Source organism: Pseudomonas sp. HR96 (genome assembly GCF_034059295.1).
In the GTDB taxonomy this organism is placed as follows: domain Bacteria; phylum Pseudomonadota; class Gammaproteobacteria; order Pseudomonadales; family Pseudomonadaceae; genus Aquipseudomonas.
This window is the reverse complement of the sequence record NZ_CP139141.1, coordinates 583,065-608,382: the sequence shown is the minus strand read 5'-3', so window position 1 is coordinate 608,382 and position 25,318 is coordinate 583,065. Positions and strand designations below refer to the sequence as shown.

The 25,318-nt window shown below is 65.6% G+C and carries 22 protein-coding genes; 13 read left to right on the top strand and 9 right to left on the bottom strand.

Annotated features, from left to right (window positions below):
- Positions 1-72: 72 nt before the first annotated feature.
- From SFA35_RS02840 to SFA35_RS02780, 13 genes are all read left to right on the top strand, one after another.
- Positions 73-1,755, top strand: coding sequence for a flavin monoamine oxidase family protein (locus tag SFA35_RS02840; RefSeq protein WP_320575022.1), 1,683 nt, complete (start codon positions 73-75; stop codon positions 1,753-1,755).
- 20 nt (positions 1,756-1,775) lie between these two features.
- Positions 1,776-2,558 (top strand): carbon-nitrogen hydrolase family protein, encoded by a 783-nt coding sequence (locus tag SFA35_RS02835; RefSeq protein ID WP_320575020.1) that lies wholly within the window; start codon positions 1,776-1,778, stop codon positions 2,556-2,558.
- Between the two features lie 777 nt (positions 2,559-3,335).
- Positions 3,336-3,803 carry a low molecular weight protein-tyrosine-phosphatase gene (locus SFA35_RS02830; protein ID WP_320575018.1) on the top strand — a complete coding sequence of 156 codons (468 nt, stop codon included), beginning with the start codon at positions 3,336-3,338 and terminating at the stop codon, positions 3,801-3,803.
- Positions 3,800-5,479, top strand: a complete 1,680-nt coding sequence (locus SFA35_RS02825; RefSeq protein WP_320575015.1) for a Wzz/FepE/Etk N-terminal domain-containing protein — start codon at positions 3,800-3,802, stop codon at positions 5,477-5,479. The genes SFA35_RS02830 and SFA35_RS02825 overlap by 4 nt, the downstream gene beginning before the upstream one ends.
- Positions 5,480-5,635: 156 nt before the next feature.
- Positions 5,636-6,154: a transcription/translation regulatory transformer protein RfaH gene (gene rfaH / locus SFA35_RS02820; RefSeq protein WP_320575013.1), complete on the top strand. Its 519-nt coding sequence runs from the start codon at positions 5,636-5,638 to the stop codon at positions 6,152-6,154.
- 247 nt (positions 6,155-6,401) lie between these two features.
- The gene (locus tag SFA35_RS02815; RefSeq protein WP_320575011.1) at positions 6,402-7,811 is read left to right on the top strand and encodes an undecaprenyl-phosphate glucose phosphotransferase; all 1,410 of its coding nucleotides are present in this window, start codon (positions 6,402-6,404) and stop codon (positions 7,809-7,811) included.
- 107 nt (positions 7,812-7,918) lie between these two features.
- On the top strand, positions 7,919-10,318 hold the full coding sequence (pqqF, locus tag SFA35_RS02810; RefSeq protein WP_320575009.1) for a pyrroloquinoline quinone biosynthesis protein PqqF: 2,400 nt from the start codon (positions 7,919-7,921) through the stop codon (positions 10,316-10,318).
- A 171-nt stretch (positions 10,319-10,489) separates the two neighbouring features.
- Positions 10,490-10,561, top strand: coding sequence for a pyrroloquinoline quinone precursor peptide PqqA (gene pqqA / locus SFA35_RS02805; RefSeq protein WP_008365141.1), 72 nt, complete (start codon positions 10,490-10,492; stop codon positions 10,559-10,561).
- Between the two features lie 85 nt (positions 10,562-10,646).
- Entirely contained in the window at positions 10,647-11,558 is a 912-nt protein-coding gene (gene pqqB, locus SFA35_RS02800) for a pyrroloquinoline quinone biosynthesis protein PqqB (RefSeq protein WP_320575007.1), read from the top strand.
- Positions 11,559-11,566: 8 nt separating this feature from the next.
- Positions 11,567-12,316, top strand: coding sequence for a pyrroloquinoline-quinone synthase PqqC (pqqC, locus tag SFA35_RS02795; RefSeq protein ID WP_320575005.1), 750 nt, complete (start codon positions 11,567-11,569; stop codon positions 12,314-12,316).
- Positions 12,313-12,600 (top strand): pyrroloquinoline quinone biosynthesis peptide chaperone PqqD, encoded by a 288-nt coding sequence (pqqD, locus tag SFA35_RS02790; RefSeq protein ID WP_320575003.1) that lies wholly within the window; start codon positions 12,313-12,315, stop codon positions 12,598-12,600. Before pqqC ends, pqqD begins: the two co-directional genes overlap by 4 nt.
- Positions 12,572-13,747, top strand: a complete 1,176-nt coding sequence (gene pqqE, locus SFA35_RS02785) for a pyrroloquinoline quinone biosynthesis protein PqqE (RefSeq protein ID WP_414058470.1) — start codon at positions 12,572-12,574, stop codon at positions 13,745-13,747. The genes pqqD and pqqE overlap by 29 nt, the downstream gene beginning before the upstream one ends.
- The gene (locus SFA35_RS02780) at positions 13,713-15,539 is read left to right on the top strand and encodes a S9 family peptidase (protein WP_320575001.1); all 1,827 of its coding nucleotides are present in this window, start codon (positions 13,713-13,715) and stop codon (positions 15,537-15,539) included. The genes pqqE and SFA35_RS02780 overlap by 35 nt, the downstream gene beginning before the upstream one ends.
- Before the next feature lie 61 nt (positions 15,540-15,600).
- Here the strand turns inward: SFA35_RS02780 and SFA35_RS02775 are convergent, their stop codons facing one another.
- The 9 genes from SFA35_RS02775 to bioF form a co-directional block, all read right to left on the bottom strand.
- Positions 15,601-15,759, bottom strand: coding sequence for a YqaE/Pmp3 family membrane protein (locus SFA35_RS02775; RefSeq protein WP_320574999.1), 159 nt, complete (start codon positions 15,757-15,759; stop codon positions 15,601-15,603).
- Between the two features lie 322 nt (positions 15,760-16,081).
- Complete coding sequence (locus SFA35_RS02770; protein WP_320574997.1) at positions 16,082-17,860, bottom strand: acyl-CoA dehydrogenase C-terminal domain-containing protein; 1,779 nt, start codon at positions 17,858-17,860, stop codon at positions 16,082-16,084.
- A 99-nt stretch (positions 17,861-17,959) separates the two neighbouring features.
- Positions 17,960-19,246 carry a GGDEF domain-containing protein gene (locus tag SFA35_RS02765; protein ID WP_320574995.1) on the bottom strand — a complete coding sequence of 429 codons (1,287 nt, stop codon included), beginning with the start codon at positions 19,244-19,246 and terminating at the stop codon, positions 17,960-17,962.
- Positions 19,247-19,424: 178 nt separating this feature from the next.
- Positions 19,425-21,230: a phenylacyl-CoA dehydrogenase gene (locus SFA35_RS02760; RefSeq protein ID WP_320574993.1), complete on the bottom strand. Its 1,806-nt coding sequence runs from the start codon at positions 21,228-21,230 to the stop codon at positions 19,425-19,427.
- 326 nt (positions 21,231-21,556) lie between these two features.
- Positions 21,557-21,832 (bottom strand): pyrroloquinoline quinone biosynthesis protein PqqE, encoded by a 276-nt coding sequence (locus SFA35_RS02755; RefSeq protein ID WP_320574991.1) that lies wholly within the window; start codon positions 21,830-21,832, stop codon positions 21,557-21,559.
- Positions 21,833-21,922: 90 nt separating this feature from the next.
- On the bottom strand, positions 21,923-22,603 hold the full coding sequence (gene bioD / locus SFA35_RS02750) for a dethiobiotin synthase (protein ID WP_320574988.1): 681 nt from the start codon (positions 22,601-22,603) through the stop codon (positions 21,923-21,925).
- Positions 22,604-23,431 carry a malonyl-ACP O-methyltransferase BioC gene (bioC, locus tag SFA35_RS02745; RefSeq protein WP_320574986.1) on the bottom strand — a complete coding sequence of 276 codons (828 nt, stop codon included), beginning with the start codon at positions 23,429-23,431 and terminating at the stop codon, positions 22,604-22,606.
- Positions 23,424-24,149: an alpha/beta fold hydrolase gene (locus SFA35_RS02740; protein WP_320574984.1), complete on the bottom strand. Its 726-nt coding sequence runs from the start codon at positions 24,147-24,149 to the stop codon at positions 23,424-23,426. Before SFA35_RS02740 ends, bioC begins: the two co-directional genes overlap by 8 nt.
- Positions 24,142-25,314: an 8-amino-7-oxononanoate synthase gene (bioF, locus tag SFA35_RS02735; protein WP_320574982.1), complete on the bottom strand. Its 1,173-nt coding sequence runs from the start codon at positions 25,312-25,314 to the stop codon at positions 24,142-24,144. The genes SFA35_RS02740 and bioF overlap by 8 nt, the downstream gene beginning before the upstream one ends.
- Between the last annotated feature and the right edge of the window lie 4 nt (positions 25,315-25,318).

Sequence of the window (25,318 nt, the reverse complement as noted above, 5' to 3'; positions counted from 1 at the left end):
ATCAGGCCCCTTACACTGATTTCCTATACTGATGCCCAGCGCATCGACCTCCAGGATCAGCAAGGGCCCATCATGACCAGTCCCAACCGCCACCCCGCCGACGGCAAAGCCCCTGTGACCGTGTTCGGCCCGGACTTTCCGTTCGCTTTCGACCAGTGGATCGAGCACCCGGCCGGCCTGGGCAGCATTCCCAGTGAGCGCCATGGCGAGGAGGTGGCGATCGTCGGGGCCGGCATCGCCGGGCTGGTGGCGGCCTATGAACTGATGAAGCTGGGCCTCAAGCCGGTGCTCTATGAAGCCTCGAAGATGGGCGGGCGTTTGCGCTCACAGACCTTCGAAGGCACCAACGGCATCGTCGCCGAGCTGGGCGGCATGCGCTTTCCAGTGTCGTCGACGGCGTTCTACCACTACGTCGACAAGCTCGGCCTGGAGACCCGCCCGTTTCCCAACCCACTGACGGCGGCATCGGGCAGCACGGTGATCGACCTGGAGGGCGACACCCACTATGCCGAGCGGCTGAGTGACCTGCCAAAGCTGTTTCAGGAAGTCGCCGATGCCTGGGCAGACGCCCTGGAGACCGGCTCGCGCTTCGGCGAGATCCAGCAGGCCATCCGCGACCGCGACGTGCCGCGGCTCAAGGAGCTGTGGAACACCCTGGTGCCGCTGTGGGACGACCGTACCTTCTATGACTTCGTCGCCACGTCCAAGGCCTTCGCCAGCCTGTCGTTCCAGCACCGCGAGGTGTTTGGCCAGGTCGGCTTCGGCACCGGCGGCTGGGACTCGGATTTCCCCAACTCGATGCTGGAAATCTTTCGCGTGGTGATGACCAACTGCGACGACCACCAGCACCTCATCGTCGGGGGCGTCGAGCAGGTGCCGCAAGGTATCTGGCGACACGTGCCGCAGCGATGCGCGCACTGGCCGCAGGGCACCAGCCTGAGCTCGTTGCACCATGGCGCCCCGCGCTCCGGGGTCAAGGCCATCGCCCGGGCGGCGGACGGCCGCCTGGCGGTCACCGACAATTGGGGCGACACCCGCCACTACGCGGCGGTGCTGACCACTTGCCAGAGCTGGCTGCTGACCACGCAGATCGAGTGCGAGGAATCGCTGTTCTCGCAAAAGCTGTGGATGGCCCTGGACCGCACCCGCTACATGCAGGCTTCCAAGACCTTCGTGATGGTCGACCGGCCGTTCTGGAAAGACAAGGACCCCGAGACCGGCCGCGACCTGATGAGCATGACCCTCACCGACCGCCTGACCCGGGGCACCTATCTGTTCGACCACGGCGATGACCAGCCGGGGGTGATCTGCCTGTCCTACTCGTGGATGAGCGACGCCCTGAAGATGCTCCCGCACCCGGTCGAAAAACGTGTCAAGCTGGCCCTCGACGCGCTGAAGAAGATCTACCCCCGGGTCGACATCGCCGGCCACATCATCGGCGACCCGATCACGGTTTCCTGGGAGGCCGACCCGCACTTCCTCGGCGCCTTCAAGGGCGCCCTGCCCGGCCATTACCGTTACAACCAGCGCATGTACGCGCACTTCATGCAGGCCGACATGCCCGCCGAGCAACGCGGCATCTTCATCGCCGGTGACGACGTGTCCTGGACCCCCGCCTGGGTCGAAGGCGCCGTGCAGACCTCGCTCAACGCGGTATGGGGCATCATGACCCACTTCGGGGGCCACACCCACCCGGACAACCCCGGACCCGGGGACGTGTTCGACGAAATCGGCCCGATCGCCCTGTCGGACTGAAACCACCCACGGAGGCTGCCATGCAGATCGCCCTGTACCAATGCCCACCCCTGCCGCTGGACAAGCCTGCCAACCTGCGCCGGCTGCAGCAACAGGCCGCCCTGGCCAGCGCCGCCGGCGCCGGGCTGCTGGTGTGCCCGGAGATGTTTCTGACCGGCTACAACATCGGCGCGGCGGCGGTGACCGAGCTGGCGGAGGCCGCCGATGGCCCATCCATGCAGCAGGCCGCCGCGATTGCCCGCGAGCATGGCATCGCCTTGTTGTATGGCTACCCGGAACGCGGTGCCGATGGCCGGGTATACAACTCGGCGCAGCTGCTCGACCGTGACGGCCAGGCGCGGCTCAACTACCGCAAGACCCACCTGTTCGGCGAACTGGACCGCGGCTTGTTCAGCGCCGGTGGCGACGACTTTCCTGTAGTTGAACTCGATGGCTGGAAACTCGGCGTGTTGATCTGCTACGACCTGGAGTTCCCCGAAAACTGCCGCCGCCTGGCCCTGACCGGGGCCCAGGCGATTATCGTGCCCACTGCCAACATGCTGCCGTTCGGCTTCGTCGCCGAGGTCACGGTGCGCAGCCGCGCCTTTGAAAACCACTGCTATGTGGCCTATGCCAACTATTGCGGCCAGGAAGATGGCATCGAGTACTGCGGCTTGAGCAGCGTGGCCGGCCCGTTGGGTGACCTGCCGGGCTTGGCGGGTGACGCCGAGCAATTGTTGATCGCCACACTCGACTCGCGCGCGCTGGGCATGGCCAGGCGCTTCAATGACTACTTGCTGGATCGCCGCCAGGAGCTCTATTGAACCTGGCCGCGGAAGTAGACATTAAATGAAAGCTTGCTAACTAAACTTGACGACCGGTTAATCCTCCGGTTTTTTGACGACAACTTTCCAACTCGAACTCGCTGAAAATTTATTATCAGCCGGCCGGAACTTTCCCGAACAGCGGAACCGCCCAACGAATTCGGGGCCGGCCATGTCCCGGACGGACAATGCCCGCTCCTGCGCGTCAAAAAAACAGCCGTATTTATCCGCCAAGTTTTCATCTATCAGCCAAATCAATAGGTTAACTGCGTATTCACTACTCAGTTGGCATAATTTGATTTATTCTGTCGAAAGTATTTGACAGCGTTAGCGTGAGAGCCGATATATCTCCATTCCGGCTTGAATATCGGTGCAGTGGTGCCTCCTGCGTGCCCTGCCGCGCACTCATAAAAAGACCAATAACGCGACCTGCCAATCACCCGCCTGCCGTTTTGCCTGCGCAAGACGCGTTTGGCTGTGTGTTGGCTGAACTCATTGGCGTTTCTCCGGACAAAGGTCTGGGCCAAAACGCGCAGTGCTGTCATGGAGTGATGCGATGATCCATCTGCCGCGAACGGTTGGCACTGACTTGTGTGCACACCCTAGCGGAACCGGCGGTAGCTTTGCCCAACAGTTTGTGAATCGGTCATGGCCAGGACAGCCACTCAGCGCGCCAGTGCTAGCAGTTCCCTTAGATACCAGGATTTGTTGCCATGTCACAGTTGTTCGATTGCTACTTGACGCCCCTGTTCGCCCGAGCGCGAGGGCGTCGCTGATATGTTCAGCCGAGTCTTGATCGTCTGCGTCGGCAACATCTGCCGCAGCCCGATGGCCGTCGCCATGCTGCGCGAGCGCTGCACGGCGCCAGGTGTACATATCGATTCCTGCGGCCTGCAGGCCTGCGTGGGCTATGGCATCGAGCCGACCGCCCAGGAAGTGCTGGACGATTTCCAGGTCACCGGTTACGAGCATCGCGCCAGCCAGGTGACCCTGCAACAACTGCACTGGGCAGACCTGGTGCTGGTCATGGAACACAACCATCTGCGCAGCGTGATCAAGCTGGCCCCGGAAATCCGCGGCAAGGTAGCCTTGATCGGCCACTGGCGCGACGACATGGAAATCGGCGACCCCTTCCGCCGCCCCAAAGGCGCCTTCGTCGACACCTACAACAGCCTCTCGCGCTGCGTCGAAGACTGGCTGCCGCACTTGGGCGCCCTCGCCAGCCAGCGGAGTGCCCACGCATGAACCGCCCGACTCTGGCCCAGCTGATGCACGGCGTGCGCGTGGTACTGGCGAACAAGTTTCTGGTGATCCTCGGCACGGGCGTGTTCGCCGCGTTGGGCTGGGGTTACACGCAGCTGGCGCAACCCATCTATGAAGCCCGTGCACTGGTGCAGGTTACGCAGACCCCCGGCAACAGCCTCGCCGGCCAGGTCGCCGCGCAGATCGCCCTGATGCAATCGCCCGATGCCGTGGGCAAGGTGCTGCAGGCGCAGAACCTTGACGTCGACTACACCGTGGCGCACCTGACGCTGATCGGCAACTTCTTCGCCCGCCATTTCCAACCAACCCCGGCGCAGCCCCTGGCCGCGCCGCTGCTGGGCATGGCCACCTATGGCTGGGGCGGTGAGGTGCTGGACATCCAGCAGCTGGACGTGCCGATCGGCCTGATGGGGCAAACCCTGACCCTGGTGGCCGGCGACAACGGCCATTACACCCTCTATGCCCCGCAGCGAGTGCTGCTGCTGGCCGGTCAGGTCGGCCAGATCGCCCAGGCCAATGACGTCACCATTCTGATCCGCAAACTGGTGGCGCGCCCGGGCACGCTGCTGTACACCGCGCGCAAACGTCCGCAAAGCTACGCACTGGAATACATCGAGCGCATGCAGGTGAGCAAGGGGCCACCGGGTTCCGGGCTGATCTATGTAGCGCTGCAGGACACCCGGCCAGACGTGGCCACCCGCGTGCTCGACGGCATCAGCCGCCTGGACGCCGGCGGCGCCAAGGTCATCGACAGCGCCACCACCGACACCTATCACCCCGCCTACCCGCGCAGCGATCTGATCATCGGCCTGTGCGCGCTGTTCGGCCTGTTGCTGAGTCTGGCGGTGGTCATCCGCTACAAGGTCCTTGCGGTCAGCGCGAAGGGTCCGGATGCCATCGAAGGCATCGGCCTGCCGGTGCTGGCCTCGCTGCCCTGGTCGCAGCGCCAGAAACGCCTGGGTGCGCGCAGCCCGCTGCTGTGCCAGGTGGCGCGGGACGACCTCGCCGTCGAAGCCCTGCGCAGCCTGCGCACCAGCCTGTACATGACCCTGCTGGGCGCCCCCGACAAGGCCGTGCTGCTGTGCGGCATGACCCCGGACGCGGGTACCTCGTTCATCACCAGCAACTTGGCGGTGGTGCTGGCCCAGGGCGGCCAGCGCGTGCTGCTGGTCGACGCCAACCTGCGCAGCGGGCGCCTGCACGAAGAGCTGATGGTCAAGCCGACCTGCGGCCTGTCCGACGTGCTGGCCGCCCGCGCCGACGCCCGCGACCTGGTGCACTACACCGGCATCGCCGGCCTGGACCTGGTCGCCCGCGGCCGCAAGACCGCCAACTCCGCCGCGCTGTTCTCGGCCGGCTCCATCGAGGGCCTGCTGCACAGCTGGGCGCCTCACTATGACGTGATCCTCATCGATGCCCCGGCACTGAGCGTCGGCCCGGACGCCAGGCTGCTCGGGCGTCAGGTCGGCAGCGTGCTGCTGGTGGCGCGCATGAACAAGTATTCGTTGAGCGAAATCGACGCCTGTCGCCAGCGCCTGGCCCATGAAGGCGTGCCGGTACGTGGCGCGGTGTTCAACGGCGAAGTGCTGCAGCAGGTTGCGCGCACCGCCCACGTCGCCGACACCTACGGTTATTCGGCCACACCGCAACGCAAGTGAAGTACCGGCCATGAAAGAGGCTTGAAGGACCACAGCCATGATCGTCAGATCCGCATCGATGCGGTTTTACCGCTCCACCCCGTCAGGCCGCGCAAGCGCGCCTGACAGCGCCGTGCCGTTGATCAGCGTGCCAACTACTCACGTCGAGACTTGCCCATGAACGACTTCGCCAGTAACGCCAATTGGTATTTGATCCAGACCAAGCCGCGCCAGGAAGCCCGCGCGCAGGAGCATCTCGAGCGCCAGCAGTTCGAATGCTTCCGCCCGTTGCGCTCGGCGCCCCTGGATGCAGGCAGGAACCGACGGCTGCACGAGGAGGAGTTGTTTCCCGGCTACCTGTTCATTCGCATGGACGAGGAACACAGCTGGTACCCGATCCGCTCGACCCGCGGCGTGTGCCGTGTCGTGGCATTCGGCGGCCAGCCATGCCCGGTGCAGGACGCCCTGATCGAACAGATCCGCCAGCGCCTGGCGCAACCGGCGCCTCCCGACCTGCGGTTCGTCCAGGGCGAGCACGTGCTGGTGCGCACCGGCGACAGCGAAGTGCAGGCGATCTTCCTCTGCGAGGACGGTGAAGAGCGTGCCGTCATCCTGCTCAACCTGTTGCAGCGCGAGCAGCGGGTGGTCATGCCGCGCAGCGCCTTGTCGCGCCTGCCGCAACTCGCCGCATTCTGAGGCCGCAGCCCGAACAACCGCTCAAGCCGGTTGTTCGTCGGGCGATAACGTCTTCAGGGCAACCTCAGTGAAATACACATGGCGTAGAAATATCTAGAGATATTTAATAGCTTTCTGCCACTCCTAGGGATCGTTCCAGGGGTTTCTGTGGTCCTAGCGTCAGCCGAACGCGCGATCCGCAACAAATCGTAAAGGATTTTCGTACTTTCTCACTTTTTCGCTGAGCCTCAGGCCGCAGGGAGATGCCATGTCCACAAAACCAAAGGGTATTTTAAACGCCCACCATTCCGTGCTGGCGGTCGCGCACCGCCTGCTCGACATGGCCGTCATCGTCCTTTGCAGCTGGTGGGCCAACTGGCTGGGCGGCACCCTGGGCAGCGACACCGCCACCCTGGTGGTGCTGGCCGTGGTGATCTTTCACTGGCTGGCCGAGTACAACAAGATGTATCACTCCTGGCGGGGCGAGCGCGTACAGCGCGAACTGCTGCGGGTGTTCAACTACTGGGCCGTGACCTTCGTCGTGGTGATGCTGGTCGATTACCTGCTGCTGCACCCCAACACCCCGCCCAACCAGGAGAAACTCACCTGGTTCGTCTCCGTGCTGGTGGTGCTGTGCCTGTACCGCGTGGTGTTTCGCAGCGTGCTGCAGACCATGCGTCGGCGCGGCTTCAACACCCGCAACGTGGCCATCGTCGGCACCGGTCAAGTCGGCGAGCGCCTGGCGCAGTCGATTTCCGAAGCCCCGTGGATGGGCCTGCACCTGATGGGCTTCTACGACGATCACCCACAGCCGATGGACCAGTCGGACCTCGAGTCGCGCGTGCCGGTGATCGGCGGTCTCGCCCGCCTGGTGGTCGATGCCCGTGCCGGGCGCCTGGACAAGGTCTACATCACCCTGTCGATGAGCCATGAGCCGGCCATTCTCGAACTGGTTCGCGGCCTGAGCGACACCACGGTGTCGGTGTACCTGATTCCTGACGTGTTCATGTTCGACCTGCTGCACGCTCGCGCCGAAACCATCAACGGCCTGACCAGCATCAGCCTGGTCGACAGCCCCATGGACGGCTCCAGCGCGTTGATCAAGCGCCTGGAAGACATCGTGGTGTCGAGCATGATCCTGGCCATCATCGCCATCCCGCTGCTGGTCATCGCCGCAGCGATCAAGTTCACCTCCAAGGGCCCGGTGCTGTTCCGCCAGACGCGCTATGGCCTCGACGGCCGGCCGATCATGGTGTGGAAATTCCGCAGCATGAGCGTGCAGGAAAACGGCGCCACCGTGACCCAGGCCAGCCGCGGCGACTCGCGCATCACCCCGCTGGGCGCGATCCTGCGCAAGACCTCGCTGGACGAGCTGCCGCAGTTCTTCAACGTGCTCAAGGGCGACATGTCCATCGTCGGCCCGCGCCCGCACGCGGTGGCTCACAACGAGCAGTATCGCACCCAGGTGAACGGTTACATGCTGCGCCACAAGGTCAAGCCAGGCATCACCGGCTGGGCTCAGGTCAACGGCTGGCGCGGCGAAACCGACACCCTGGACAAGATGCAGAAACGCATCGAGTTCGACCTCGAGTACATCGAGCACTGGTCGGTGTGGATGGACATCAAGATCATTTTCCTGACCCTGTTCAAAGGCTTTGTGAACAAGAACGCGTACTGATCTAGAATCGTCGAAACCGCTTGCCCCTCCCACGTCCAATGTGGGAGGGACAACGCCCCGACAGGCCGCAGGCCGGTTTCGACACTTCTCACTGGCGACGCAAGCTCATGCCCCCTCAGCAACATTCGCTGACTCTCGCCAACGGCCTCCCGGTGCAACTGCACCACGTCCCCCATCTCAAGCAAGCCGCCGCCTTTCTCCGGGTGCATGCCGGCAGCCACGATGTACCCGCCGCCTGGCCGGGTCTGGCGCACTTTCTCGAGCACCTTTTTTTCCTCGGCGGGCAACGATTCTCGGGCGACGAAGCACTGATGCCGTTCGTTCAGCGCAACGGCGGCCAGCTCAACGCCAGCACCCGCGAGCGCTGCACCGACTTCTTCTTCGAGCTGCCCCCGGCCTCCTTCGCCGCCGGCCTTGAGCGGCTCTGCGACATGCTCGCGCACCCGCGCCTGGGCGCCGCCGAGCAGCTGCGCGAACGTGAGGTGCTGCACGCCGAGTTCATCGCCTGGAGCCGCGACGCCCAGGCGCGCCACGACCTCTGGCTGATCCAGCCGCTGAATCCGGCCCACCCGTTGCGCGCCTTCCACGCCGGCAACCGCTACAGCCTGCGGGTGCCGAGCGCGGCGTTCCAGCAGGCCCTGCGCGAGTTCTACCAGGGCCACTACCAGACCGGGCAGATGAGCCTGTGCCTGGTCGGGCCGCAGCCGCTGGCGCACTTGCAGGCCCTGGCCGAACGGGCCACCACGGCCCTGCCGCCAGGCCCCGGCCAAGTGCAGGCGCCGGCGCCACCCCTGCGCGGCGAGCTGCGCCAAGCCGGGGCGCCGCGCCCCGACGCCAGCCGCCTGGATCTGCTGTTCGCCTGCCAGGCATCGCCGCGAGGCATGGGCTGGGCACTGGAGTTTCTCGCCACTTGGGTCGCCAGCGGCCACGACGGCGGGCTGCTGGCCGAGCTGCGTCAGCGCGGCTGGGCGCAGTCGCTGCAACTCAAGACCCACTACCGTTTCGCCGATCAGCTGCTGCTCAGCATCGCCCTGGGCGGTACCCGCGCCGAGGATGAAGGCGCGATCGCCGCGCGCGTCTTCGACTGGCTGCAAGCCTTCGCCGCCCACGACGACTGGCCGACGCTGCGAGAAGAGTCTGCGCTGCTGCGCGAGCGGCGCCGGCAGGTGGCCGGAGCCCTGGAGCTGGCTCGCGGCCTGATCGAACCCGACGCGCACGATGGCCCTGCCGACGGCCTGCCGGCCTTGCGCGAACTGCTCGCGCAACTGCGCCCGGAAGCCCTGCTGCATCCCGTCGCCGCCGCGCCCGACCAGCCGCTAAACAGCAGCTGGCGCCTGCCACCGCGCAACCGTTTTCTGCGCGGCACACGCAGCCCCGGGCATGTGCCGCCGTGGCCGTCGGCGCTGGCCTGGCAGGCCGGTCCGCCGGGGCCGCTGGCCGGCCTGCGCCTGCGCTGGCGTCTGGCGGCCCGCGCCCCCGAGGAGGTGACCGCGACCTTGCAACGCGCCCTCGCCGGTGTGCAGGCCGAAGCCGAACAGGCCGGGGTGAAGCTGCGGCTGCACTGCCATGGCCGCGACTGGACCCTGGAGTGCGGCGGTGCAGCTGCGGCCCTGCCCAGCGTGGTCGCCAGCGCGGTGACCACCCTGCGGCAACCGCCGGCCAGCGCCTGGCAGGCCGGCAGTACGCCGCCGGTGTTGGTGCCCATTCGCCAATTGCTGGCGCTGCTCGCCGAGCACGTCGATTCCGGCGCCCGCGCCAGCCGGTCCGAGGACGGACCCGCAGCACTGGCGAGCGCCTGGGCCGGCGCTCGCTGGGACGGCCTGGTGCTGGGCCTGGCCGAGGCCGAGCGACCCGCGCTGGCCGCCGCCTTGCAGGCACTGCCGGGCCGCGCAGACGCCAGTGCGACCCGGGCACTGGCGTCTTGGGCGCAATGGCGCCAGGTGCAGGTACCAACCCCTTCCAGCGAGCATGCCCTGCTGCTGTTCTGCCCGGCACCTGCGGCCGATCTGGCCGACGAGGCCGCCTGGCGCCTGCTGGCCCAGCTGCTCCAGGCGCCGTTCTACCAGCGCCTGCGGGTGCAATTGCAGCTGGGCTATGCGGTGTTCAGCGGCTGGCGGCAGCTGGCCGGGCGCGGCGGCCTGCTGTTCGGCGTGCAGTCGCCTGGCACCCCGGTTGCCGCGCTGCTGGAACATATCGAAACCTTCATCGCCGAGCTACCGGCGCTGCTCGCCGAATTGCCCGACATCTTGATCAAAACCCAGGCCGAAGACATGGCGGGCCGCTTCAACCTGCATGACATGGAATTGGAACGCGCCACCGAGTGGCTGTGGCAAGCCCATCTGGCGGGCCGAGGCGGAGATTATCCGGCGGCGCTGCAGGCGGCCTTGCAGGCACAGAACGGCGCCAGCCTGCAGGCCGCCGGTCGTCAACTGATCGATGGCAACGAGGGGCGACTGCTGCTGGCCAACGCCCGGGTAGACGCCCCGCGCTGGCTGTCGCAAGGCTGAATCGTTACCGATTCTGCAAAGGCCTTTCATGGAGATTTAACCATTTGGTACAAAGAAATTTAGTAACATAGCGCCCAAAGCATCTGAACATCTTCTGGCCGAGATGGACTAAATGTGTAGTAGTCGTCACCCCGCCCCGGCGGCCATCCAGCAACCTGAAGGAATATGCCCATGTGGACCAAACCTGCCTACACCGACCTGCGTATCGGCTTTGAAGTCACCATGTACTTCGCAAGCCGCTGATTTGTAATGGCTGTGCAACGCCCTGGTCCGCCGGGGCGTTTTTGTTTTTGCCTGATGTCTCCATCCTCTGCCCTACAGGATCGTCATGTACGTCCAGATTCTTGGCTCCGCCGCTGGCGGCGGCTTCCCCCAGTGGAACTGCAACTGCGCCAACTGCGCGGGTTTTCGCGACGGCAGCCTGCGCGCCCAGGCCCGTAGCCAGTCGTCCATCGCGCTGTCCGATGACGGCGTCAACTGGGTCCTGTGCAACGCCTCGCCGGACATCCGCGCCCAGCTGCAAAGCTTCGCCCCCCTGCAACCGGGCCGCGCCCTGCGCGACACCGGCATCCAGGCCATTGTCCTGCTGGACAGCCAGATCGACCACACCACCGGCCTGTTGATGCTGCGCGAAGGCTGCCCGCACCAGGTCTGGTGCACCGATATGGTCCATCAGGACCTGACCAGCGGTTTCCCGCTGTTCAACATGTTGAGCCACTGGAACGGCGGCCTGCAGTGGAACCGCATCGAGCTTGAGGGCAGTTTCGTCATCCCCGCCTGCCCGAACCTGCGCTTCACCCCGTTCCCGCTGCGCAGCGCTGCGCCGCCCTACTCACCACACCGTTTCGACCCGCACCCGGGCGATAACCTTGGCCTGATCGTCGAAGACCTGCGCAGCGGCGGGCGGTTGTTCTACGCCCCAGGCCTGGGCCAGGTCGACGAGGCGGTGATGGCGCACATGGCTGCAGCAGACGTGCTGCTGGTCGACGGCACCTTGTGGCAGGACGACGAAATGCAGCGCCGTGGCGTCGGCACCCGCACCGGCCGCGAGATGGGTCACCTGGCGCAGAGTGGCCCAGGCGGCATGCTGGAGGTACTGGAGCAATTGCCCGAGCAGCGCAAGGTGCTGATCCACATCAACAACACCAACCCGATTCTCGATGAAGACTCCGCCGAACGCGCCGAACTGGCGCGCCGCAATGTCGAAGTCGCCTATGACGGCATGAGCATCGAGCTGTAGGAGTGAACATGAGCGAGCCGCTTTCCCCCGCCGAATTCGAACAGGCCTTGCGCGCCAAGGGCGCCTATTACCACATCTATCATCCCTACCACGTAGCGATGTACGAAGGCCGTGCCACGCGCGAGCAGATCCAGGGCTGGGTCGCCAACCGCTTCTATTATCAGGTCAACATCCCGATGAAGGACGCGGCCATCCTCGCCAACTGCCCGGACCGCGAAGTGCGCCGCGAGTGGATTCAGCGCCTGCTCGACCACGATGGCGCGCCCGGCGAGGACGGCGGTATCGAAGCCTGGCTGCGCCTGGGCCAGGCGGTGGGGCTGGATCCGGACCAGCTGCGCTCCCAGGAGCTGGTGCTGCCCGGGGTGCGCTTCGCCGTCGATGCCTACGTCAACTTCGCCCGCCGGGCCAGCTGGCAGGAGGCCGCCAGCAGCTCGCTGACCGAACTGTTCGCGCCGCAGATCCACCAGTCGCGCCTGGACAGCTGGCCGCAGCACTACCCCTGGATCGACCCGGCCGGCTACGAGTACTTCCGTACCCGCCTGGGCCAGGCCCGGCGTGACGTCGAGCACGGCCTGGCGATCACCCTGCAGCACTACACCACGGCCGAGGGCCAGCAGCGCATGCTGGAAATCCTCCAGTTCAAGCTGGACATCCTCTGGAGCATGCTCGACGCCATGAGCATGGCCTACGAACTGAACCGCCCGCCCTACCACAGCGTTACCGACCAGCGCGTCTGGCATAAGGGGATTGCCCTGTGAGCCTTGCTCAAGCGTTCGACACAAGCCTGGTGCCCAAATGGCGCCAGGGCTACCGCTTCCAGTACGAGCCGGCGCAAAAAGGCCACGTGCTGCTCTATCCTGAGGGCATGATCAAACTCAACGACAGTGCCAGCGCCATCGGCGGCCTGATCGATGGCCAGCGCAACGTCGCCGCGATCATTGCCGAACTGGACCGCCAATTCCCCGGTGTGCCGGAGCTGGCCGACGACATCGTGCAGTTCATGGAGGTGGCCCGTGCAGAGCACTGGATCGAACTTGCCTGAGCCCGGCGGACCGTACATTCCGCCGACGCCTGCGATCGGCCTGCCGCTGTGGCTGCTGGCCGAGTTGACCTATCGCTGCCCGTTGCAGTGCCCGTATTGCTCCAACCCGCTGGACTTCGCCGCCCAGGGCAAGGAGCTGACCACCGAAGAGTGGTTCAAGGTCATGGGCGAGGCCCGCGAGATGGGCGCCGCGCAGATCGGCTTCTCCGGCGGCGAGCCGCTGGTGCGCCAGGACCTGGCCTTGCTGATTGCCGAGGCGCGGCGGCTGGGGTACTACACCAACCTGATCACCTCGGGCATCGGCCTGACCGAGCAGAAGATCGCCGACTTCAAGCAAGCCGGGCTCGACCACATCCAGATCAGCTTCCAGGCCAGCGACGAGCAGGTCAACAACCTCCTGGCCGGCTCGAAGAAGGCCTTCGCGCAAAAGCTGGAAATGGCCCGCGCGGTCAAGGCCCACGGCTACCCGATGGTGCTGAACTTCGTCACCCACCGGCACAACATCGACCGCATCGACCGCATCATCGAGCTGTGCGTGGCGCTGGAAGCCGACTTCGTGGAACTCGCCACCTGCCAGTTCTACGGCTGGGCCGAACTCAACCGCGCCGGCCTGCTGCCGACCCGCGAGCAGCTGGTGCGCGCCGAGCGCATCACCAACGAGTACCGCGAGAAGCTGGTAGCCGCCGGCAACCCCTGCAAGCTGATCTTCGTCACCCCCGACTATTACGAAGAGCGGCCCAAGGCCTGCATGAATGGCTGGGGCAGCATCTTCCTCACCGTCACCCCAGACGGCACAGCCCTGCCCTGCCACGGCGCGCGGCAGATGCCGGTGCAGTTTCCCAATGTGCGCGAGCACAGCATGCAGCACATCTGGTATGACTCGTTCGGCTTCAACCGCTTTCGCGGCTACGAGTGGATGCCCGAACCCTGCCGCTCCTGCGATGAAAAGGAAAAGGACTTCGGCGGCTGCCGCTGCCAGGCGTTCATGCTCACCGGTGATGCGGCAAATGCCGACCCGGTGTGCAGCAAATCGGTGCATCATGGGGTCATTCTGCAAGCTCGCGAAGAAGCCGAGCATGCCACCCAGACCATCGAACAACTGGCCTTTCGCAATGAACGAAACTCACGAATCATCGCCCGCAGCTGACTTGTTTTCCGCCGCCGAGGCTGTTGCCGCCGGCACCGACTTCGCCGAGCTCAAGGCCGGCCCGCTGGGCGTGTTCTGGAATGAATTTCGCCCAGCGGATGGCGCCTGCCGCCTGTGGCAGTGGCGCGATGGCCAGGCGCTGCGCCTGACCCCGGACGGCTTCAGCGCCCGCAGCCGGGTGTATGAATACGGTGGCGGCGCCTTCTGCATTGCCGGCGACGAGCTGGTGTTCGTCAACGAAAGCGACCAGCAGCTGTACCGCCAGGCGCTCGATGGCAGCGCCCCGCTGGCCCTGACCGAGGGCGAGTGCCGCTATGGCGGGCTGGAGTATTCGGCAGGGCAGGTGCTGGCAGTGCAGGAAGACGGCAGCAACCATCGCCTGGTCAGCGTGGCCCTGAGTGACGGGCAACTGCAGGTATTGGCCGAAGGGGCGGATTTCTACGCCTCGCCGGTCACCAGCAGCGATGGCCAGCGCCTGGCCTGGATCGAATGGGCTCGCCCGCATCAACCCTGGACCCTGACCCGCCTGATGTGCCGCGACGGCAACGCCCCGGCGCGCTGTATCGCCGAGGGGGCAAGCCTGCAACAGCCGTGCTTCGACCGCCAGGGGCGGCTGTTCTGCCTGAGTGACGAGGCCGGCTTCTGGCAGCCCTGGGGCGAGGCGGCAGGCGGCTGGGCACCGCTGCCGGCCGCCGCCGGGGATCATGCCGCTGCACCCTGGCAGCTGGGCGCCAGCAGCTGGTTGCCGCTGGACAGCGGCTACCTGGCAAGCTGGTTCGAAGAAGGCTTCTCGCGCCTGGCCATGGTCGCGCCGGACGGCGCCCTCGAAGAGTACAGCGGCGCTTTCAGCCGATTTCGCTCATTGGCCATCGACGCGCAGCATTTCTACGCCATCGTCGCCTCGCCCAGCCAACCGAGCGCGGTGGTGGCGATCGACCGGGGCACCCGCAAGGTCCAGGTCCTGGCCGGCGGCCACTCACCGTTGCCCGCCGAACGCATCAGCCTGCCGCAAGCGTTGCGCTACCCCAGCGGCGACGGTCAAGCCCATGGTTTCTTCTACCCAGCTGCCGAAGATGCGGATAAGCCAGGCGCACCCGCACCGCTGGTGGTGTTCATCCACGGCGGCCCGACTTCGGCCTGCTACCCGGTATTCGACCCACGCATCCAGTACTGGACCCAGCGCGGCTTCGCCGTGGCCGACCTCAACTATCGCGGCAGCACCGGCTATGGTCGAACCTACCGCCAGGCCTTGCATCTGCAATGGGGCGTGGCCGATGTCGAGGACGCCTGCGCCGTGGTCGCCCACCTGGCCGAGCGCGGCCTGATCGACCGCCAACGCGCCTTCATTCGCGGCGGTAGCGCCGGCGGCTACACCACCCTATGCGCCTTGGCCTTCGCCGACGTATTCCGCGCCGGCGCCAGTCTGTATGGCGTCAGCGACCCGATTGCCCTGGGCAAGGCCACGCACAAGTTCGAAGGCGACTATCTGGACTGGTTGATCGGTGACCCGATCGACGATGCCGAACGCTACCGGCAACGTACGCCGCTGTTGCACGCGGCAGAGATCAAGGTGCCGGTCATATTCTTCCATGGCGAGCTGGACGCCGTGGTCGTGCCCGAACAGACCCGCTCGATGCTCGAAGCCCTGAAGAGCAACGGCATCCCAGCTGAAGGCCATTTCTACCCGCAGGAACGCCATGGCTTTCGCCAGGCAGCGAACCTGGCGCATGCTTTGGAACAGGAGTGGTTGTTTTATCGGCGGGTGATGGAAATGGCCTCGGTGCAAAGCTGATATCAAACCAGCCTGGCTCCCCCTGGGGGGGCAAAGCCCCCGAGCTTATGGCAATCGCGCTCTACTTCTTGGCGATGATATACACCGCATGGATGATCCCGGGGATATAGCCCAGCAGGGTCAGCAGGATGTTCAGCCAGAAGGCGCCGGCGAAGCCGACCTGCAGAAACACGCCCAAGGGCGGCAGAAGGATGGCGAAAATGATGCGAATGAGGTCCATGGTCCGGCTCCTTTGAATGATGCTTGGTTGACCCGCCGCCTCGGCAGGGGTTCAGTGCACCGATATCAATTGGCTATGCCCTGGACCAGGCAGGTAAAACGCGGGCAAAAGAAAACCCCGCCGAAGCGGGGTTTTGCATACTGTTTCCCGTGATATCCCTTTCAACTCACCGTCCTGGCGAGGATCCTTGCGTGTCCGTGTTCTGCTAGGCGCTTCCTGCGCAACGTCCCTTGGCGAGTAGATTACTGCGGGACCCAAGGGGCGCATATAGCCGAAAGACATCACGTGATGTAAGCAAAAGCTTACATCACGTTTGCGCCGGTCAAAACTGCTCGGCATCCATCAGGAACAGTGTCTCACTGCCGGCCTTGACCGAAGCCGTCAGCGAATGGATGCGTGGCAGCAGACGGGCGAAGTAGAAGCGCGCGGTGGCCAGTTTGCTGGCGTAGAAGCTGTCCTGCCCCTGCTTGCCAAACGCGGCCTTGGCCATCAATGCCCACATGTAGGCATAGGCGGTGTAGCCAAACACATGCAGGTACTCCACCGACGCGGCGCCGATCTCGTTGGGGTCGGACTTGGCGCGGTCCAGCAGCCAGTTGGTGAGGCCGTCGAGGTTGTCCAGGGCGGCGGCCAGGGGTTGGATGAACTCGCCCAGCTCGGCGCCGGCGGTGCCGATGAAATGGCGGATCTCGTCGCTGAACAGCTGGTAGAACGCCCCGCCGCTGCCGACCACCTTGCGCCCCACCAGATCCAGCGCCTGAATGCCGTTGGTACCCTCGTAGATCTGCGTGATGCGCACGTCGCGCACCAGCTGCTCCTGGCCCCACTCGCGGATATAGCCGTGACCGCCGAACACCTGCTGGCCGTGTACCGTCGTTTCCAGGCCTAGATCGGTGAGGAAGGCCTTGGCCACCGGGGTCAGCAAGGCAACCAGGTCTTCAGCGCGCTTGCGGGTGGTGGCGTCTTCGCTGAACTTGGCGGTGTCCAGTTGCATCGCCACGTAGCTGGAGAAGGCCCGGCCGCCCTCGTTGCTGGCCTTCATGGTCAGCAGCATGCGGCGCACGTCCGGGTGCACGATGATTGGGTCGGCCACCTTGTCCTTGGACTTGGGCCCGGTAGGCGAGCGGCTTTGCAGGCGATCGCGCGCGTATTCGATGGCGTTCTGGTAGGAGCGCTCGGCCGAAGCCAGGCCCTGGATGCCGACGCCAAGCCGCTCATAGTTCATCATGGTGAACATCGCCGCCAGGCCCTTGTTCGGCTCGCCGACGATATAGCCCTGGGCGGCGTCGAAGTTCATCACGCAGGTGGCCGAAGCCTGGATGCCCATCTTGTGTTCGATCGAGCCGCAACCCAGGGTGTTGCGCGCGCCCAGGCTGCCGTCGGGGTTGACCAGGAACTTGGGCACCAGGAACAGCGAGATACCTTTGGGGCCCGCCGGGGCGTCCGGCAGCTTGGCCAGTACCAGGTGGATGATGTTTTCGGTCAGGTCGTGCTCGCCACCGGTGATGAAGATCTTCGTGCCACTGACCTTGTAGGAGCCGTCGGCCTGGGGTTCGGCGCGGGTGCGAATGATGCCCAGGTCGGTGCCGGCATGGGGTTCGGTCAGGCACATGGACCCGGCCCAGATGCCGGCGTACATGTTCGGCAGGTAGGCGGCCTTGAGTGCTTCGCTGGCATGGGCATTGATCGACAGGCAGGCGCCGGACGTCAGCATCGGATAAAGGCCGAAGGCCAGGCTCGACGAGTTGACCATCTCCTCGACCTGCGCCGAGACCACCTTGGGCATGCCCATGCCGCCGTGCAGCGGGTCGCCGCCCACACCCACCCAGCCACCCTCGGCGTACTGCCGGTAGGCCTCGATGAAGCCTTTGGGGGTAGTGACCACGCCGTCCTGCCAGTGGCAGCCCTCTTCGTCGGAGGCACGGTTGAGCGGCGCGATGCTCTTGCCGGTGACCTTGCCGGCCTCCTCGAGGATGGCATCCACGGTTTCGGCATCGACGCTGTCGGCCAGCCCGGGCAGTTGCGCCCACAGGCTGGCAACGTCGAAGACTTCGTTGAGGACAAAGCGCATATCGCGCAGGGGCGCTTTATAGTCAGCCATGGCTACCTCGCAGGTGAACAATTCATTCAGATGCGCCAGTGTAGCCCACCAACAAATGGGACACATAGGGTCGAGTTGTGACCCTATGGTTCTGAAGGGTCACGCTGGAGACTTGTTACGTATCGCGCCACGGCGGTTCGGGGCGTAGGGCACCACGCAGTTGCGGCCGGCGCCCTTGGCGTTGTACAGCGCCTGGTCCGCCGACTTCAGCACCTCTTCGGCGGTGCGGTGTTCGACCAGCCGTTCGGCGACGCCGATGCTGATGGTCACCGAGACATGCGAGGCGCCAGCACCGGCCCGGCGCATGCGGCCCTGCTGGTCGTCGCGGGGCCGGTCGGGGTCGCGCAGCTGGATCTTGTAGGTGGCGATGATCTCGCGAATCATCTCCAGATGCGGCTGGCATTCGTCCAGGGTCTTGCCGGCGAACACCACGGCGAACTCCTCGCCGCCGTAACGGTAGGCGCGGCCACCGCCGGTGACCTTGGACAGCTTGCTGGCCACCAGGCGCAACACCTGGTCGCCGACATCGTGGCCGTGGGTGTCGTTGAATTTCTTGAAGTGGTCAACGTCGGTCATCGCCAGCACATAGTTGCGCCCCAGCCGCTGCATGCGCTCGTTCAACGCGCGGCGCCCCGGCAGGCCGGTGAGTTCGTCCCTGAAGGCCATCTGATAGGCCTCGTGGGCGACCGCCGCAGCGATCATCAGCATCACCTGGCTGCACATGATGTTCAGGGTGAACGGCAGGATGAAGGTCTTGGGCAGCGCCCAGAACAGGCCGAGCAGACCCACCAGTTGCGCACCGTGCAAGGGCCGCGGGCGGCGCACGTACTGGGCGATCAGCGCGACGAAAGCCACGAAGAACATCGGGTAGGCCAACTGGATCAAGCTCATCCACTGCCCGTGCAGCATGGGCCAGCGAATCTCTGCCAGTGACTCGAGCAGCGCCTTGGGGAAGCTCTGCTCCAGCGCCAGTGCCACGCTGCCGACCGCCAGCAGCACGGCGAAGCGCGCCACCAGGTCCTGGAAAAGGTGCGTGCGCTCTTCCCAGACGCCATACAGGCCGTAGAGCATTGGCAGCAGCAGGCAACACAGATGAAAGACCACGGCGGCGTCGTCACGGACCTTGCCGGTATCGCGGTAGAAATCGGTCTGGGTGTCGAGCAGGTAGTAGGCGATGTACACCGTGACCATCAGGAACAGTTCACGCTGGCGCCGATACACTGCGCAATAGGCACCGCCCAACAGCAGCACCAGGGTGGGCAGCACGTTGAACAGCGAGGTGAAGAACACATTGAGGTCGCGCACGTAGGCCGCCGCCAGGCCTGCCAGCAACAGCAGCAGAGACGGCAGGAAATGACTCGGGCGTATGGCCGATAGTCGAGACAAGTAGAGGGCTCCAACCCGATCCGGACGGGTGATGGCAACGTGCCTCCATTGTATCGGCTGTGATGCTCAAAGGATTAGGGTGGCGGCAGATTTAATTTTGCGCAGGTGAAAAAAAACCGGTCGCTGGCGCCTGCTTCCACTGAGCATGGGAGCAGGCGCCAGCGACCGGTTCGAGGGATCAGTAAGCCAGGCCGAAATCCTCTTCCTTCATGTCCATCAGGTTACCGGCGCCCGAAAGCATGGTGGCAACGTGGGTGCGGGTGCGCGGCAGGATGCGCTGGAAGTAGAAGCGCGCGGTCTGCAGCTTGGCGGTGTAGAACGCCTCCTCGGTGGTACCGGCAGCGAGTTTCTCTGCGGCCAGGCGCGCCATGTCAGCCCAGAAGTAGGCCAGGCAGGCATAGCCCGAGTACATCAGGTAGTCCACCGAAGCTGCGCCGACTTCTTCGCGGTCCTTCATGGCGGCCATGCCGACCTTCAGGGTCAGCTCGCCCCACTCCTTGTTCAACTGCGCCAGCGGGGTGACGAATTCGTTGACCGCCGCGTTGCCTTCGTTGGCCTGGCAGAACTTGTGGACGATCTTGGTGAAGCCTTTGAGTGCTTCGCCCTGAGTCATCAGCACCTTGCGCCCGAGCAGGTCGAGGGCCTGGATGCCGGTGGTGCCTTCGTACAGCATGGAAATGCGGCTGTCGCGCACGTTCTGCTCCATGCCCCACTCGGCGATGAAGCCGTGGCCGCCGTAGATCTGCACGCCGTGGTTGGCCGCTTCGAAGCCGACTTCGGTCATGAACGCCTTGGCGATCGGGGTCATGAATGCCAGCAGAGCATCGGCCTGCTTGCGCGCGGCTTCGTCTTCGCCGTACTTGACGATGTCGACCTGCTTGGCGGTGAAGTAGACCATGGCGCGGGTGCCTTCGGCGAAGGCCTTCATGGTCAGCAGCATGCGCCGCACGTCAGGGTGCACGATGATCGGGTCGGCGGCCTTGTCCGGCGCCTTGGGCCCGGTCAGCGAACGCATCTGCAGACGCTCGCGGGCGTATTTCAAGCCACCCTGGAAGGCCACTTCGGCGTGGGCCAGGCCCTGCAGCGCAGTCCCCAGGCGAGCGGTGTTCATGAAGGTGAACATGCAGTTCAGGCCCTTGTTCGGCGGGCCGATCAGGTAGCCGGTAGCGCCGTCGAAGTTCATCACGCAGGTGGCGTTGCCGTGAATGCCCATCTTGTGTTCCAGCGAACCGCAGCTGACCGCGTTGCGCTCGCCGACGTTGCCGTCGGCGGTCGGCAGGAACTTGGGCACGATGAACAGCGAGATGCCCTTGGTACCGGCCGGGGCATCGGGCAGGCGGGCCAGCACGATGTGCACGATGTTGTCGGCCATGTCGTGTTCGCCAGCCGAGATGAAGATCTTGGTGCCGCTGACCTTGTAGGAACCGTCGGCCTGAGGCTCGGCCTTGGTGCGCAGCATGCCCAGGTCGGTACCGCAGTGCGGTTCGGTCAGGCACATGGTGCCGGTCCACTCGCCGGACACCAGTTTGGTCAGGTAGGCGTCCTGCTGCTCGGCAGTGCCGTGCTCGGAAATGGTGTTCATGGCGCCGTGGGACAGGCCTGGGTACATGCCCCAGGACCAGTTGGAGCCGCCGACCATTTCGCTGACCGCCAGGCCCAACGACTCCGGCAGACCCTGGCCACCGTGGGCGACATCATGCGCCAGGCTTGGCCAGCCGCCTTCGACGAACTGCTTGTAGGCTTCCTTGAAGCCGGTCGGGGTCTTCACGCCCGATTCGCTCCAGGTGCAGCCTTCGAGATCACCCACGCGATTCAGCGGCGACAGCACCTGCTCACAGAACTTGGCGCCTTCTTCCAGAATGGCATCGACCATGTCCGGAGTAGCGTCCTGGCAAGCCGGCAGGCTCTGATAGTGCGCTTCGTAGCCGAGCAGTTCGTCACGAACGAAGCGAATATCACGCAAGGGGGCCTTGTAGTCAGGCATAGCGATAACCTCTGCTGAACAATACGGGGAGTGACATCGACCACGGCGCACATGGAGTATGGGCGGACTTGGGTCAAACAGGTGTTTGAAACATACGTTTACAGCACTCCCCCTGTCAAGCACCGCCGAGAAGGTCAACCCAATCTGAAGCCAGCATTGGCCGAAACAAACGTGGGAGCGCGCGAAGCCCGCGATAGGCCGCGCGGGCGGCCGACGCCAGCCATATTGGACATCCAGCCAAGCGCTCCCTGATCTCCCGCCATTTCCATCAGGCAAAAAAAAGGCAGCCCACGAAGGGCTGCCCACATAAAACCGTTGGAAGAGAATCAGGCGAAAGTATTCACCAGGCTGCCCAGCACCGCGCTGCCGGCATCGGCTTGCAACTTGCCCTGGACCATCTGCACCACACCGGTGGCCAGGTCTTGCTGCTGGCTCTTGTCGACCGAATACAGGCGCTGGGCCTGCTGGTCGGTGGACTGATTGGTGACCGATTCGCTGACCTGCTGCGAGGCGACCGAGGAAGCCGCCTTGTCGACCAGGTTCAAGCCGGCCTGGATGGCGCTGAGGCCCGAGTAGTACGCGGCGTTGGAAGTGATTTGCACGATAGGCTCCGAGAGTAGTTGGCCCTGTGCCATCATTTAAGCAAAGCCCGTCAAAAAAAGCTCGTCAATAAATGATCCAGCCGACAGACGTCACCCGCCCAGCCGATCGAGGTGCAGGTGCGCGGCCACCGCCGCAGCGTTTGCCAGGGGCAGGCGCGGCACCCGACCGAGGCAGGGCGCCGGCAGGCACGCTTGAAGCGTGGCCAGATTCTCCTCCAGCCGCGAGGTGTGCTCGTCGATCACATTGGCCACCCAACCCGCCAGGCGCAGGCCGTCGCGCGCGATGGCCTCGGCGCTGAGCACCGCGTGGTTGATGCAGCCCAGGCGCACGCCGACCACCAGGATGACCGGCAGCCCGAGGGCCACCGCCAGGTCGGAGAGATACGCCGTGCTCGACAGCGGCACCCGCCAGCCTCCGGCGCCCTCCACCAGGGTGAAATCGGCGCCCTGTGCCAGCAAGGCCTGCATCGGCGTCAGCAGGCCCGGCACGCTCAATTCGACGCCGACCTCGCGGGCCGCCAGGTGCGGGGCGATGGCCGGGGCGAAAGCCAGCGGGTTGATCTGCGCATAGGGCAACTGGATCGAACTCTCGGCCATCAGCGCCAGTGCATCGGCGTTGCGCAAGCCATGGGCGCTCATCTCGCAACCGGAGGCGACCGGTTTGCCAGCCAGGGTACTCATGCCGGCGCGTCTGGCGGCGTGCAGCAGGCCGGCGGCGATGGTGGTCTTGCCGACATCGGTGTCGGTGCCGGCAATGAAGTAACAGGCCATTTACTGAACGCTCCGGGGTTTGCGCAGCACCGCGTAAACCACCTGATAGGTGGCCGGCAGGCCGGCCGGTTGGCGGAAAGACTCGTATGCCTGGAGCATGCCCAGCAGCCGTGCGCGGCCGGTCAGGCCGCCGGGGCGCCCGGGGTTGAGGTTGTGCGCGCCGAGGGCCTTGAGCTCGTGGGTCAGGCTGCGCACGTCCGGATAGTGCAGCACGTGCGGCAACGCCTCAAGGCTCAGCACCTGCAGCCCGCTGTCGGCACACAGCCGCTGATAATCGCCCAATGCCCGGAAGCGATTGACGTGTACCTGGCCATCCACCGCCGCCCAGCTGTCACGCAGTTCGTGCAGGGTCCCCGCGCACAGGCTGGCGAAGGCAAGCACGCCGCCCGGCGGCAGCACCCGCCAGGCTTCACTCAGCACGGCGGCAAAATCCTCGCACCATTGCACGGCGAGGCTGGAGAAGATCAAGCCGCAGCTGGCGCCCTGCAACGGCAGGCTCTCGGCATCCCCGGCGATATAGGCCACGGCGGTGCCGGCGCGGGCCTGGCCACGGGCATGGCGCAGCATGCCTTCGGCAATGTCCAGTGCCACCCCCTGGCCGCCAGCAAAGCGCTGGCCGAGGGTGCGGCTGAAATAACCGGTGCCGCTGCCCAGGTCGAGCCAGCGCTCGGGTTGCAGGTCGGCCGGCAGGCGGGCCAGCAGTTGGCCGCCCACCGCGCGCTGCAACTCGGCAACGCTGTCATAGGTGGCGGCGGCGCGGGAAAACGAGGCGGCAACCTGGCGCTTGGCCGGTAGCGTCGCCAGTCGCGCTTGCGACAGATCAGTCATCGTCTTGCTCATGTAGAAAGTCGTAAATCGCCCCAGCCAGGCTGTGCGGGTCTTCCAGCACCAGGGCGTGGCTGGCCTGCTCGATCAGGCCGACTTCGATATCCGGCAGCAGCGCCAGCAGCTCGCCCGCGACCTCGGCCGGTACCAGAGCGTCCTGGCCGGCGAACAGGTGCAGCTGCGGGCCGTTGTAGCGCTGCAACGCGGCGCGGGTATCGAGCGCGGCCAGCACCTCCAGGCCACTGGCCAGGTCGTGGGGCAACGGCGCCGCCGAGGCCAGCAGGCGGGCCAGGCCACGCGGGTCGGCGGCGCCCTGGCTGCACAGCACGCTGAAGCGCTTCAACGTCAAGGCCGGGTCTTTGCGGCAACCGGCGAGGAAGGCGCCGAAGGTTTCTGCGGCCATGCCCGCAGGCCAGTCGCTGCGGGCGACAAAACAGGGATTGCTGGCCAGGGTCAGCAGCCCGCAGCAGCGCTCGCCACGGCGCTCGGCGAGCGCTGCGGCGAGCATGCCGCCCAGCGACCAGCCGCCGAGCCAGGCGTTGTCCGGCAGGCTGGCATCCAGCTCGTCGAGCCATTGCGCAGGATCGCCGCTGTCCAGCGACGGCAGCGGCTCGACCTGCACCCGCAGGTGTTCGTCGAGCCCTTGCAGGGCGGCGGCCAATGGCTCCAGGGGCGAAACCCCCAGGCCCCAGCCCGGCAACAGAATCAGGCGGTCACGCATCGACAGGCTCCAGCAGCGGATAGCACTCGGCCAATGCCTGTAACAGTAGCCCGACCTGAGCCTCGCTGTGCGCCGCCGACAGCGTCACCCGCAACCGCGCGCTGCCCGCCGGCACGGTCGGTGGGCGAATGGCGGTCACCAGCAGGCCGCGCTCGCGCAGCAGCTGCGACAGGCGCAGGGCCCGCTCGCTGCTGCCGACCAGAATCGGCTGAATGGGGGTGAAGCTGTCCATCAACTGCAGGCCGAGCTGTTCGGCGCCCCGACGGAACTGCGCGATCAGGGCTTGCAGATGTTCGCGCCGCCAATGCTCGCTGCGCAGCAACTGCAGGCTGCGCAGGGTGGCGCAAGCCAAAGCGGGCGGCTGGCTGGTGGTGTAGATGTACGGGCGGGCGAACTGCACCAGGGTCTCGATCAGTTCTTCGCTGCCGGCAACGAACGCACCGGCCGTGCCGAAGGCCTTGCCCAGGGTGCCGACCAGCACTGGGACTTCCTGCAGGCCCAGGCCGAAATGCTCGACGATACCGCCGCCGTTGGCACCCAGCGTGCCGAAGCCGTGGGCGTCATCGACCAGCAGCCAGGCCCCTCGTGCCCGCGCGGTGGCCGCCAGCGCTGGCAGATCGGCGATATCGCCATCCATGCTGAACACGCCGTCGGTCACCACCAGGGTGTCGCCTGCGGCCTTGTCCAGGCGCTGGGCCAGGCTGGCCGGGTCGTTGTGCAGGTAGCGATTGAAGCGCGCGCCGCTGAGCAAGCCGGCATCGAGCAGAGAGGCATGGTTGAGGCGGTCTTGCAGCACCGTGTCGCCCTGCCCGACCAGGGCTGTGACCGCGCCGAGGTTGGCCATGTAGCCGGTGGAAAACAACAGCGCCCGCGGCCGCCCGGTGAATTCGGCCAGAGCCTCTTCCAGCGCGTGGTGCGGGGTGCTGTGCCCGACCACCAGATGCGAGGCGCCGCCGCCGACTCCCCAGCGCTCGGCGCCGTCGCGCCAGGCCTTGATCACTTCGGGGTGATTGGCCAGGCCCAGGTAGTCGTTGTTGCAGAACGCCAGCAGCGGCTGGCCGTCCACCCGCACCAATGGCCCCTGGGCGGTTTCCAGCAGCGGCCGTTGGCGGTACAGGTCGGCGGCGTGGCGCTCGGCCAGCCGCGCACTGAGGTCGAAAGCCATGGCC

Excerpts from the sequence above, each read along its gene's own strand:
- pqqC (WP_320575005.1), top strand. The coding sequence starts at position 11,567 with ATGAGCGAGCCGCTTTCCCCCGCCGAATTCGAACAGGCCTTGCGCGCC.
- SFA35_RS02825 (WP_320575015.1), top strand. The coding sequence starts at position 3,800 with ATGAACCGCCCGACTCTGGCCCAGCTGATGCACGGCGTGCGCGTGGTA.
- SFA35_RS02780 (WP_320575001.1), top strand. The coding sequence starts at position 13,713 with ATGAACGAAACTCACGAATCATCGCCCGCAGCTGACTTGTTTTCCGCC.
- bioF (WP_320574982.1), bottom strand. The coding sequence starts at position 25,314 with ATGGCTTTCGACCTCAGTGCGCGGCTGGCCGAGCGCCACGCCGCCGAC.
- bioC (WP_320574986.1), bottom strand. The coding sequence starts at position 23,431 with ATGACTGATCTGTCGCAAGCGCGACTGGCGACGCTACCGGCCAAGCGC.
- SFA35_RS02830 (WP_320575018.1), top strand. The coding sequence starts at position 3,336 with ATGTTCAGCCGAGTCTTGATCGTCTGCGTCGGCAACATCTGCCGCAGC.
- SFA35_RS02840 (WP_320575022.1), top strand. The coding sequence starts at position 73 with ATGACCAGTCCCAACCGCCACCCCGCCGACGGCAAAGCCCCTGTGACC.
- SFA35_RS02770 (WP_320574997.1), bottom strand. The coding sequence starts at position 17,860 with ATGGCTGACTATAAAGCGCCCCTGCGCGATATGCGCTTTGTCCTCAAC.
- SFA35_RS02740 (WP_320574984.1), bottom strand. The coding sequence starts at position 24,149 with ATGCGTGACCGCCTGATTCTGTTGCCGGGCTGGGGCCTGGGGGTTTCG.
- SFA35_RS02760 (WP_320574993.1), bottom strand. The coding sequence starts at position 21,230 with ATGCCTGACTACAAGGCCCCCTTGCGTGATATTCGCTTCGTTCGTGAC.
- rfaH (WP_320575013.1), top strand. The coding sequence starts at position 5,636 with ATGAACGACTTCGCCAGTAACGCCAATTGGTATTTGATCCAGACCAAG.
- SFA35_RS02815 (WP_320575011.1), top strand. The coding sequence starts at position 6,402 with ATGTCCACAAAACCAAAGGGTATTTTAAACGCCCACCATTCCGTGCTG.
- pqqB (WP_320575007.1), top strand. The coding sequence starts at position 10,647 with ATGTACGTCCAGATTCTTGGCTCCGCCGCTGGCGGCGGCTTCCCCCAG.
- pqqF (WP_320575009.1), top strand. The coding sequence starts at position 7,919 with ATGCCCCCTCAGCAACATTCGCTGACTCTCGCCAACGGCCTCCCGGTG.
- bioD (WP_320574988.1), bottom strand. The coding sequence starts at position 22,603 with ATGGCCTGTTACTTCATTGCCGGCACCGACACCGATGTCGGCAAGACC.
- SFA35_RS02775 (WP_320574999.1), bottom strand. The coding sequence starts at position 15,759 with ATGGACCTCATTCGCATCATTTTCGCCATCCTTCTGCCGCCCTTGGGC.
- SFA35_RS02835 (WP_320575020.1), top strand. The coding sequence starts at position 1,776 with ATGCAGATCGCCCTGTACCAATGCCCACCCCTGCCGCTGGACAAGCCT.